This window comes from Desulfuromonas versatilis (genome assembly GCF_019704135.1).
Classification (GTDB): domain Bacteria; phylum Desulfobacterota; class Desulfuromonadia; order Desulfuromonadales; family NIT-T3; genus Desulfuromonas_A; species Desulfuromonas_A versatilis.
Genome location: NZ_AP024355.1, coordinates 1,420,001 through 1,430,579, shown reverse-complemented (window position 1 = coordinate 1,430,579; position 10,579 = coordinate 1,420,001). Strand labels below are relative to the sequence as shown.

At 59.9% G+C, this 10,579-nt stretch carries 10 protein-coding genes (1 of these 10 only partly in view); 9 read left to right on the top strand and 1 reads right to left on the bottom strand.

What is annotated here, in order from left to right; genetic code table 11:
* Positions 1-66 precede the first annotated feature (66 nt).
* From DESUT3_RS06440 to DESUT3_RS06400, 9 genes are all read left to right on the top strand, one after another.
* Positions 67-1,377 (top strand): DUF3422 family protein, encoded by a 1,311-nt coding sequence (locus DESUT3_RS06440; RefSeq protein ID WP_221251598.1) that lies wholly within the window; start codon positions 67-69, stop codon positions 1,375-1,377.
* Between the two features lie 92 nt (positions 1,378-1,469).
* Positions 1,470-2,009 carry an epoxyqueuosine reductase QueH gene (locus DESUT3_RS06435; protein ID WP_221251597.1) on the top strand — a complete coding sequence of 180 codons (540 nt, stop codon included), beginning with the start codon at positions 1,470-1,472 and terminating at the stop codon, positions 2,007-2,009.
* Between the two features lie 3 nt (positions 2,010-2,012).
* The gene (locus DESUT3_RS06430) at positions 2,013-2,222 is read left to right on the top strand and encodes a DUF2905 domain-containing protein (protein WP_221251596.1); all 210 of its coding nucleotides are present in this window, start codon (positions 2,013-2,015) and stop codon (positions 2,220-2,222) included.
* A 33-nt stretch (positions 2,223-2,255) separates the two neighbouring features.
* Complete coding sequence (locus tag DESUT3_RS06425; RefSeq protein WP_221251595.1) at positions 2,256-3,218, top strand: patatin-like phospholipase family protein; 963 nt, start codon at positions 2,256-2,258, stop codon at positions 3,216-3,218.
* Positions 3,219-3,315: 97 nt separating this feature from the next.
* The gene (locus DESUT3_RS06420) at positions 3,316-3,621 is read left to right on the top strand and encodes a phasin family protein (protein ID WP_221251594.1); all 306 of its coding nucleotides are present in this window, start codon (positions 3,316-3,318) and stop codon (positions 3,619-3,621) included.
* A gap of 21 nt (positions 3,622-3,642) precedes the next feature.
* Positions 3,643-5,334 (top strand): 2-polyprenylphenol 6-hydroxylase, encoded by a 1,692-nt coding sequence (ubiB, locus tag DESUT3_RS06415; protein WP_221251593.1) that lies wholly within the window; start codon positions 3,643-3,645, stop codon positions 5,332-5,334.
* A gap of 378 nt (positions 5,335-5,712) precedes the next feature.
* Positions 5,713-6,642 carry a UDP-3-O-acyl-N-acetylglucosamine deacetylase gene (gene lpxC, locus DESUT3_RS06410; protein WP_221251592.1) on the top strand — a complete coding sequence of 310 codons (930 nt, stop codon included), beginning with the start codon at positions 5,713-5,715 and terminating at the stop codon, positions 6,640-6,642.
* Between the two features lie 132 nt (positions 6,643-6,774).
* Positions 6,775-9,027, top strand: coding sequence for a sensor histidine kinase (locus tag DESUT3_RS06405; RefSeq protein ID WP_221251591.1), 2,253 nt, complete (start codon positions 6,775-6,777; stop codon positions 9,025-9,027).
* A gap of 40 nt (positions 9,028-9,067) precedes the next feature.
* Positions 9,068-10,438, top strand: coding sequence for a sigma-54-dependent transcriptional regulator (locus DESUT3_RS06400; protein ID WP_318836000.1), 1,371 nt, complete (start codon positions 9,068-9,070; stop codon positions 10,436-10,438).
* A 131-nt stretch (positions 10,439-10,569) separates the two neighbouring features.
* Here the strand turns inward: DESUT3_RS06400 and DESUT3_RS06395 are convergent.
* The gene (locus tag DESUT3_RS06395; protein ID WP_404826969.1) for an IS3 family transposase occupies positions 10,570-10,579 on the bottom strand (it continues 1,225 nt past the right edge of the window). Within the gene, positions 10,570-10,579 belong to an annotated coding region that runs on past the window's edge; the region does not span the whole gene.

Below are 10,579 nucleotides of genomic sequence, written 5' to 3'. Positions count from 1 at the left end.
TGCCCCCGCCATGGCGGGGGCAGCTGTTTCCCGGCAACTCATTTTTCATTTTTCGAGGGTCATCCCATGTCCGAATATTTCTGCCTCCCTTTCTCCACGCACCCGCTGCGGGACAATCTCTACGACGAACTGCACGCCCGCCCCTTCCAGATCATCAGCACGCCCCAGCAGATCTCCCACCTGGCGCTCAAGGCCCAGCCGGCCGAATTGAACGAGGCGTTTCGGCTGCTCTGCGAGTTGTGCCGGCGCTACAGCGTCAATCAGCCCGGCCCCGAGACGGTCTCCTTCGAGCAGAACTTCGGCGAATTCACGGTCCGCTGGGAGCGGCACATGGAATTCTACTCCCTGACCTTCCTGCGCCCGGCGGGATGCGGGGCCGAGCCGTTTCGCCACCCGGTGATCGAAATGATTCCCCAGGACTGGACCGCCCAGCTTCCGGGCCAGGCGGTGGCCGCCTTCCATATCGTCGTCGACGACGGGGAGCTGCCCATGGACCACGATGCGCTCACCCGCTACTTCGAAGGGCAGCGGCTGATCATGAGCCAACCCAAGGAAGGCAAGGCGCTGCTCTGCACCGCCTTCAAGCTGCACAGCGACGGCTTCGGGCGCTTTCTCATCCAGAACCGGGGGATCTCCGATTACCAGATGGGGCGGCTGGTCCAGCGCATCGTCGAGCTGGAGACCTACCGTCTGCTGGCCCAGCTCTCGCTGCCCCTGGCCAAGCGCATCTCGCCGGAACTCAACGCGATGGACCAGCAGCTGGCCGAGATGCTGGCGCAGATCCCACACATCGAAACCGGCGAAGGAAACCGCGACCTGCTGTTTCGCCTTTCGACCCTCTCGGCGCGGCTCGAATCCTACCGGGCCGAGACCAACACCCGTTTTTCGGCCACCCGGGCCTATCACGAACTGGTTCTGACGCGGCTGCAGAATATCCAGGAAGAGGCGGTGAACGGGCACATGACGGTGGCCGAATTCATGACCCGGCGCCTCACTCCCGGCCTGCGTACCTGCCAGTCGGTGCAGGGGTGGATGGAGGATCTTTCCAAGCGTATCGAACGGGCCGGCGACATGATGCGCACCCGCGTCAACCTGACCCTGCAGGAGCAGAATAAAAGCCTGCTGGCAGCCATGAACCGGCGCGGCAGGCTGCAGTTTCGCCTGCAGGAGACCGTCGAAGGACTCTCGGTTGCGGCCATCAGCTACTACCTGGTCGGCCTGCTGAGCTACGTGCTGAACGGGGTCCCCCTGGAAGCGCTGCACCTCGACAAGAAAGTGGTCCTGGCCACCCTGGTCCCCTTCATGCTCGGCTCGGTCTGGTGGCTGACTCAGCGGATCAAACACCGGCTTATTAAGGAGCCCCTCGGCGAGGAGTAAGGAGTTGGAGGGAGAAACCCCTTCCCTAAAAGCCAAAAACTGCTAGAATAGGGGATCTTGCTTGGTTTTCCTTTCAACGTCAGGGCAGGTCGATGAACGTTCTACTTCACCTCTGCTGCGCCAATTGCGCCATTTTCCCCGTCAAGGTCCTGCGCGAGCAGAACCACGCGGTGACCGGGTACTTTTTCAACCACAACATCCATCCCTTTCTCGAATTCCAGCGGCGCTTGGAGACCGTGCGGGAGTACGCCACACGGGTCGAACTCGAGGTGCTCTACAATGAGGAGTACCTGCTTGAGGAATTTCTCGGCGAGGTCGCCCTCAACCCAGCCCTGCGCTGTGACTACTGCTACCGCTCGCGCATGGAGGCCACGGCGCGCATGGCGGCGGAAAAGGGCTTCGAGGCCTTTTCCACCAGCCTGCTCTATTCGCGCTACCAGCAGCATGAGCGGATTCGCGAATTCGGCGAGGAGTTGGCGGAAAAATACGGACTGGTCTTCGTCTACGATGATTTTCGCCGTGGCTGGCGCGAGGGGATCGACGCCTCCAAGGCCATGGGGCTCTACCGGCAGCAGTACTGCGGCTGCATCTTTTCGGAAAAAGAGCGCTACTGCCCGAAAAACAGGAATTGAGCCATGCACCCCGGGAAGCTGCTCATCCTGGCCGGCCTGGTGCTGATCGCGGCGGGACTGCTGTATCTCTACGGCGGCAAACTTCCCTTCCTGGGCAAACTGCCGGGGGATATCCGCATCCAACGGGACAATTTTTCCTTTTACTTTCCCCTTTCGACCTGCATTCTGCTCTCTGTGCTGGTCTCCTTTCTGCTCTGGCTGTTTCGCCGCTGAGGGCGAACCATCCCTATTGAAGGTGGCCCGACGATGAACCCTCAGCCTTCCCCCCGCAGAACCGGCTTGGCCCTCGGCAGCGGCGCCGCGCGGGGAATGGCCCACATCGGCGTGCTCAAGGCGCTTGAAGCCGGCGGGGTCAAGGTGGACGTGCTTTCCGGGACCTCCTTCGGCGCCTTCATCGGAGCGCTTTACGCCGCGGGGGTGGGTGTAGCGCAGATGGAAGAGGTGGCTCGGGGGGTGGACTGGCAACATCTCGCCAAGCTCCTCGACCCGACCATCCCAACCTCCGGACTCATCGACGGGCGCAAGCTGACCCGCTTCATGGCCGAGATGCTGCCGGCGCGCACCTTCGAGGAGCTCAAAATCCCCCTGGGGGTGGTGGCCACCGACGTGGAAACCGGCGAAGCGGTGGTCATCCGCCGCGGCAACCTCCTCGAGGCACTCAGGGCTTCGGTCGCCTTCCCGGGCATCTTCACCCCGGTCCCCTTCGGGGAACGTTTTCTAATCGACGGCGGTCTGCTCAACCCGGTGCCGGTCGATGTGGCCTACGAGCTGGGTGCCGAGGTGGTGATCGGGGTCTGCGCCATCCCGGAAGTCCGCAAACGCCCGACGGAGACCTTTTTGCCCATGGAGGGGAAAAAGGAGGTGCATCCCAGCGGGCTGAGAGAATTTCTGACCTCGCAGGGGGTGGAAAAAATCTTTCGCGAAATTCTTCGCTCCAATCCCCGCGAAAAGCTCACCCAGCCAAGCCCGGCTCCCAGTCCCAGGCGCAAGCCTCCAGGGATCTTCCGTATTTTCGCCCAGAGCGTGGCAATCATGGAGAACCAGATCAACGCCCTGCAGCTCGACCGCAACGAGGCCGACCTGGTCATCCGCCCCGATCTGAACGGCATCACCCTGCTGGAGTTCAACCGCGCCGCCGAGGCAATCCGGGCCGGCGAGCTGGAAACCCGCGCCCGGATGCCGGAAATTCTCCGGCTGGTAGGAGGTTGAGCTCGGGGATGGCCAGGGCAATTTTGGCCATTGAAAGGATGGCTTGCTGTGCTAGTATTTAACTAGTTAAAATTACAAGCCCTTACAGGAGGTCACCATGTTCGAACTGCTCGAGAAAACCCTGCTGGCAGGCATGGGCGCCGTCTCCCTCAGCCAGAAAAAAGCCGAGGAGCTGGTTCAGGAAATGAAGCAGCGCTTCAACGTTACCGAGGAGGAAGGCAAGGCTTTTTTTGACAAACTTCAGCAAACCGCCAAGGAAAACCAGAAGAAGCTCGAGGAGTTGGCCCGGGAAGAAGTGCGCAATGCCTGTGAGCGCATGGGCGTGGTCACCCTCGAGGAGTTCGAAAAGCTGCGCAAAAAAGTCCAGACCCTGGAGAAAAAGCTCAAGGAGCAGGGTGAATAACCCGGCGGACTGTTTTTACGCATGCTGACCTTTTCGCGGATCAACCGCAACATCCGCTCAATCCGGCGCTACCGGAACATCCTGGGCATCCTGATCAAGTACGGCTTCGGCCACGTCGTCGAACAGCTCAATATCAACTATTACCTGGAGTTGGGAAAAAAGATCGTAACCCTGGGGACCGCCCCCAAGGAGATCGAACGCCTTACCCAGCCCGAGCGGTTGCGCCTGGCCATGGTGGAACTCGGCCCGACCTTCATCAAGCTCGGACAGATTCTTTCCACCCGCCCCGACATCATTCCCCGGGAATACGCCGACGAGTTCCGCAAGCTCCAGGACAAGGTGCCGGCCATCCCCCTGGAGGAGATCCAGGAGCAGATCCAGCGTCAACTCGGCTATCCGGTGGCGGAGCTGTTCGCCGAGTTTTCCCCGGTCCCCATTGCCGCCGCCTCCATCGCCCAGGTCCACAAGGCCCGCCTGAACAGCGGCGAGCACGTGGTCGTCAAGGTGCGCCGCCCGGGCATCGAAAAAGTCATCGAAACCGACCTGGACATCCTGATGGGGCTGGCCTACCTCATCGAGCACCACATCCCTACCGGAGAAATCTACGATCCCATCGGCGTGGTCAAAGAATTCCGCCGCACCATTCACCGCGAAATGGACTTCAGCCGTGAGGGGCACACCATCGACCGTTTCGCGGCCAATTTCGCCGAGGATGAGACCGTTTATGTCCCCAAGGTGTTCTGGGAGGCGACCGGCGAAGGGGTGCTGACCATGGAGTTGGTCGAAGGGATCAAGATTTCCGATTTCGACCGGCTCGCCGAAGCGGGGCTGGACCGCAAGATCATCGCTCGCAACGGGGCGGACGCCATTCTCAACCAGGTGCTGGTGCACGGGCTGTTTCACGGCGATCCCCACCCGGGCAACATATTCGTGCTGGACGAGAACCGGGTCTGCTTCATCGACTACGGCATGGTCGGGCGGGTCGACGACGACCTGAAAAACCAGCTCATCGACCTGCTGGTCAACATCCTGCAACGGGACGTGGACGCGGTAATCAGCCAGCTTCTTTACTCCGGGGAGGTCACCGACGAGGTCAATCTCAAAGCCCTCAAGCGCGACCTCGGCGAATTGATCGACGCCTACTACGAGATCCCCCTGCAGGAGATCAACGCCGGGAAACTGCTGGTGGAGTTCATTGAAATCCTGACCAGCTACCAGATCAAATTTCCCGCGGACCTGATGTTACTCGGCAAGGCCCTGGTGACCATAGAGGGGATCGGTCGCCAACTGGACCCGGATTTCAACATGGTTGAACATCTCAGGCCTTTCATGACCCGGATGGTTCGCGACCGGCTCTCCCCGACGAGTCTCTCCAAGGAACTGTTTCGTGTGGCGCAGTCCTACTCCGCTCTGGCCAAGAACCTGCCACGGGATCTGAAAGAATTCATCAACCGGGTCAATCGCAACAAGTTCAAGATCGACCTCGAGCACCGCGGGCTGGAGAAACTGATCAATGACCTCGACAAATCGAGCAACCGGCTGTCCTTCAGCCTGATCATCGCGGCTCTGATCATCGGCTCCTCATTGATCATGCAGACCGAGAAAGGCCCTATGCTGCTGGGGTTTCCGGCCCTGGGCATCCTGGGCTACTCCATCGCCGGCTTTCTCGGTCTCTGGCTCGCCATTGCCATCCTGCGCTCGGGGCGCCTTTAGGAGGCTGTCGGACTATCGATGAGCCGGCTGCAAATTCGGCTGCTTGGCCCGGATTTCAGCTCCTTTTCGGCCCATAGCTATGGCTATGAGCTCTCAAACGAGCCGAATTCTGGCCTCAAGCTTCCAAATTTTCGCTTCGGCCCGTATAGTCCGACACCCTCCTAGTATCCCTGCAGGACTCCCCAGCGACCCTGTGGCTGTGTTGCAGCAACCACACACCCGACCTTCCGCCTTGCAAATTAACCACAGAAAGCCCATCGTCCGGCGCAATAATCCTTCGCATTTTCAACAACTTGCAACCACAAAAAAGATGGCAAAGTCTTTGCAAGTCCATCTCTGCAAATTGTGCTACCGCTTTTGTGGAGGATTTTTCTTTCAATGATATACCAGTGTACCATCGCCCATCCCGTGCTCATTTCAGGTATCGGGCTGCACTCGGGGCGCCGCATCAACATGAACCTGCGCCCTGCGGATGCCGGAACGGGCATCGTCTTCCACCGGACCGAGGGGGATCGGACCGTATCCATCGAAGCCATCTCGGCCAACGTCGTGGATACCCGCCTGGCCACCGTGATCGGCAAAAGCGGGTTGACGGTTTCCACCATCGAGCACCTGATGGCCACTCTTACCGGTTTCGGCATCGACAACCTGCATATCGACATCGACGGGCCTGAAGTCCCGGTCATGGACGGCAGCGCAGCGCCTTTCGTGCAGATGATCGAGGAGGCCGGCGTGCGCAGCCTGCCCCGCAGCCGCAAATTTTTGGCCGTACGCAAACCGATGACCGTCATCGACGGTGAAAAGCGCGTCACCCTGATTCCCTCGCGCTTCTTCCGCATTACCTTCGACATCGCCTTCGATCACGCCTGCATCGGGCTGCAGCATCGCTCCATCAAGTTCTCCCCCGAACTGTTCCGCCGCGACATCGCCCCGGCGCGGACCTTCGGGTTCTACAAGGAAGTCGAATACCTCAAGGCCAACGGCCTGGCTCGCGGCGGTTCGCTGGAGAATGCCGTGGTTATCGGAGAAGATCGGATTCTCAACCCTGAGGGCCTGAGGTTTTCCGACGAATTCGTCCGCCACAAGATCCTCGATTCCATCGGCGACTTCAGCCTGGTCGGCTACCCGATTCTCGGCCACTTCAAGGCTTTCAAGGCGGGGCACGACATCAACCACAAGATGGTCGAGCAGATCCTGGCCTCTCCTGATTGCTGGAAGCTCGTGGAATTTACCGAGGCGGACCTGAAAGAAGCCCTGCGCGGCGGGGTTCCGCTCATCGGTTCGGAACTGGCCCTTTCCGAGGCCTGAGGCCGGAAAAATTCTTCCTGGAAAAATTTAAGGCAGCCCCTGGCTGCCTTTTTTCGTTCATGCTGCTTGCATTCAGATGGTTTTTTTCGTAAAATCAAGCCCTTAGATTAGCAAAACGTTCCGAGGGTCCCCATGCATCCGCCCCCAGGCAAGACCGTCAGACCAAAATCCGAAGCGCGAAAACGACGCAGGGAACTGCTGCTGATTCTCATGATCATCGGGGTCGTGGCGCTGCTCTCGCGCTTCGAGTCCCAGTTGTTCGATCTGGCGTCCCGACTGCCGCTTTCCAACAGCATCCTGGTTCTGGCCCTGATCAACATCAACATCCTGCTGATCATCTTGTTTCTCTTTCTGGTTTTCCGCAACCTCTTCAAGTTGCTTCTGGAACGACGACGAGAGGTTCCCGGGGCCCGCTTGCGCACCAAGCTGGTGGTGGCGTTCATCGCCCTGTCCCTGGTGCCGACCATGCTGCTGTTCTTTGTTTCGGCGGGCTTCATCACCAATTCCATCGAAAACTGGTTCAACGACCAGATCGAAGCCTCTCTGCAGGAGTCACTTGAGGTCGCCCAGACCTACTACAAGAACTCGGCCACCAACGCCCTGTATTACGCCGAACAGTTGGCCCGCATCGTCAAAGAGGAGAAGCTGCTCAACGATGCCAACCTCCCCAAGCTGCGCCAGGTCATCAAGCAGAAACAGCTGGAATACAACCTGGGGATCGTCGAGGTCTTTTCCGCCACCTACGAGGAGTTGGTGAGGGCCTCCAACCCTCAGGTGCCCGCCGCCGAATTCACCGATCCCGGCTCGGACAACATCCGCGAGGGGCTCCAGGGCAACCGCTTCACCCGCATCACTCCGGTGGGCAAGGCCGACCTGATCCGGGGCATCGTCCCGGTCTACTCCACCTTCAACCCCGAAGATGTGGTCGGGGTAGTCGTGGTCAACTACTACGTCCCCTACTCGCTGGTCAACAAGATGAAGGAGATCAGCGCTTCCTTCGAGCAGTACAAGAGCACCAAGCTGCTGAAAAGCAAGATCCAGTCGGGCTACGTCATCGTGTTGTTGCTGATCGCCCTGATCATCATCTTCCTCGCTACCTGGTTCGGGTTTCACCTGGCCCGGGGCATCACCGTCCCCATCCAGGAGCTGGCCGTGGCCACCGGCCGGGTCGCCGAGGGGGACCTGGAAGTCAGCATCGAGCCGCGCTCGGACGATGAGATCGGCACGCTGGTCGAGGCCTTCAACAAGATGACCGCCGACCTGAGGCGCGGGCAAATGGAGATCCAGCAGGCCAACAAGGAACTCCAGGTCTACAACATGGAGCTCGACCAGCGCCGCCGCTACATGGAGATCGTCCTGAAAAACGTCACCGCCGGGGTCATTTCCGTCGACAAGCAGGGCAATCTGACCACCATCAACAAATCCGCCGAGCGGATGCTGAAGATCAAGACCGGCAAGGTCCTGGGAAGGAACTTCCGGGAAGTCGTCGGGGCGGGCAACCTGCCGATCATCAAGGAGTTTCTGAAAGAGCTGGTGGAGTCGGGCAAAGACTCGATCCGCAAGCAGATCACCGTGCCGATCCAGGACGTGCGCATCACCCTGCTGGTCAACGTCACCACCCTGCGCGACGAAAGCGGCGAATTCATGGGCACCGTTGTGGTCTTCGACGACCTGACCAATCTGCTCAAAGCCCAGCGCATGGCGGCCTGGCGCGAGGTGGCACGGCGCATCGCCCATGAGATCAAGAACCCCCTGACCCCCATCCAGCTCTCCGCGCAGCGGCTTCGCCGCCGCTACCTCGACCGGTTCAGCGGCGATGACACGGTCTTCGACGAGTGCACCCACATGATCGTGCAGCAGGTCGATGAGCTGAAAAACCTGGTCAACGAGTTCTCCAATTTCGCCCGAATGCCGGCCAGCAATCCGGCCCCCAATAATCTCAACCAGATCCTCAGCGACGCCCTGGTTCTCTACCAGGAGGGCCACAAGGAGATCGAGTTCCAGTTTCAGCCGGACCCCGAAGTCCCCATGTTCAATCTCGACCGCGACCAGATCAAGCGGGTGGCCATCAACCTGCTCGACAACGCCGTAGGCGCCATCGACGGCCAAGGGCAGATCCTCATCGAGTCGAGCTACAACCCGTCTTTGCAGATGGCCACCTTCACCGTTTCCGACACCGGCAGCGGCATCGCCCCCGAAGACAAGCCGCGGCTGTTCGAGCCCTATTTTTCCACCAAAAAGTCAGGCACCGGACTCGGTCTGGCGATCGTATCCAGCATCATTTCAGACCACAACGGCTACATCCGGGTCAAGGACAATCAGCCCAAGGGTACGCGCTTCATCGTCGAGTTGCCGGTCAACGGCAACAGCGCCACCCAGGTTTAACCCCTACCCGGGCAGCCTGGATTGAATACAGGAAACCATCATGAAAACCATTCTGATCGTTGATGACGAAGCGAGCATCCGCGAGAGCCTCAAGGGCATCCTTCAGGACGAGGGCTTTCGCACCCTGTTTGCCAAAGATGGCGAAGAGGCCCTGCCCCTCGCCCTGGAGGAGAACCCTGACCTGATCCTGCTCGACATCTGGATGCCCGGCATGGACGGCCTCGAAGTGCTGCGCCGCATCCGCGAAACCAGCCCCGAACAGTTGGTGATCATGATGAGCGGGCACGGCACCATCGAAACCGCAGTCAAGGCGACCAAGTTGGGCGCCTTCGACTTCATCGAAAAGCCGCTATCCCTGGAAAAGGTCCTGCTGGGAATCCAGAACGCCATGAAGGTGGGGGACCTGGTGGAGGAGAACCGCTCCCTGAAGGCGAAATTTGCCAAGGAGCATGAGATGATCGGCAACAGCCAGCCGATTGCCCGGCTCAAGGAACAGATCTCCATTGCCGCGCCCACCTCTGGTTGGGTTCTCATCACCGGGGAAAACGGCACCGGCAAGGAGCTGGTCGCCCGGGCGATCCACAACCAGTCACGGCGGCGGGACAAGCCCTTCGTCGAGGTCAACTGCGCGGCCATCCCCGAGGAGCTTATCGAATCCGAGCTTTTCGGCCATGAAAAGGGGGCTTTTACCGGGGCCACCGCCGCCCGCAAGGGCAAGTTCGACCAGGCGCACGAGGGAACCCTGTTTCTCGACGAAATCGGCGACATGAGCCTCAAGACCCAGGCCAAAGTCCTACGCATCCTGCAGGAGAGAAAGTTCGAACGGGTGGGCGGCAACCGCACCATCGAAGTCGACGTCCGGGTCATTGCGGCCACCAACAAGGACCTCGAGGAGGAGATCCGCAGCGGCAATTTCCGCGAGGACCTCTATTATCGGTTGAATGTCCTTCCTTTTCATGTGCCGCCGCTGCGCGAGCGCCCAACCGACATCCCTTTCCTGGTCAGGCATTTTCTGGAATACTTCTGCGGCAAGGAGAGTCGTGCAACCAAGACCATCACCCCGGAAGCCTTGGACGCGTTGGTCCGTCATGCATGGCCGGGCAACGTGAGGGAGCTGAAGAACATCGTCGAACGCCTGGTGATCATGACCCCGGGCACCCTGATTACCGAGGGGGACCTGCCGGCGGGCATCCTCGACCGGCGCGGCGCCCCGCGGGTGGCCGTGGCGGCGAACGGGGATCCCGGCGCGGTGACCTTCAAGGAAGCCAAGGAGGATTTCGAAAGGGAGTTCATCATCCAGAAGCTGGAGGAGAACGACTGGAACATTTCCCGCACGGCGGAGGCGATCGAAATCGAACGCTCCAATCTGCACCGGAAGATAAAGAGTTTTGGCATCGAGCTGAAAAAATAGACTGTTCCACAACAATAAAAGACCGGCGGCCCATGGGGCTCCCGGTCTTTTTCTTTGCGCAAGGGCAGAATTCGACTGGCCTGCGCAGGACGGGACAGTGTCACGTCCTAAAATAGGTTGACAGGTTTTACCTAAGCCACC

What these genes read in the sequence shown, in the direction of transcription:
- DESUT3_RS06440 (WP_221251598.1), top strand. Translation starts at nt 67, where the DNA reads ATGTCCGAATATTTCTGCCTCCCTTTCTCCACGCACCCGCTGCGGGAC.
- DESUT3_RS06435 (WP_221251597.1), top strand. Translation starts at nt 1,470, where the DNA reads ATGAACGTTCTACTTCACCTCTGCTGCGCCAATTGCGCCATTTTCCCC.
- DESUT3_RS06430 (WP_221251596.1), top strand. Translation starts at nt 2,013, where the DNA reads ATGCACCCCGGGAAGCTGCTCATCCTGGCCGGCCTGGTGCTGATCGCG.
- DESUT3_RS06425 (WP_221251595.1), top strand. Translation starts at nt 2,256, where the DNA reads ATGAACCCTCAGCCTTCCCCCCGCAGAACCGGCTTGGCCCTCGGCAGC.
- DESUT3_RS06420 (WP_221251594.1), top strand. Translation starts at nt 3,316, where the DNA reads ATGTTCGAACTGCTCGAGAAAACCCTGCTGGCAGGCATGGGCGCCGTC.
- ubiB (WP_221251593.1), top strand. Translation starts at nt 3,643, where the DNA reads ATGCTGACCTTTTCGCGGATCAACCGCAACATCCGCTCAATCCGGCGC.
- lpxC (WP_221251592.1), top strand. Translation starts at nt 5,713, where the DNA reads ATGATATACCAGTGTACCATCGCCCATCCCGTGCTCATTTCAGGTATC.
- DESUT3_RS06405 (WP_221251591.1), top strand. Translation starts at nt 6,775, where the DNA reads ATGCATCCGCCCCCAGGCAAGACCGTCAGACCAAAATCCGAAGCGCGA.
- DESUT3_RS06400 (WP_318836000.1), top strand. Translation starts at nt 9,068, where the DNA reads ATGAAAACCATTCTGATCGTTGATGACGAAGCGAGCATCCGCGAGAGC.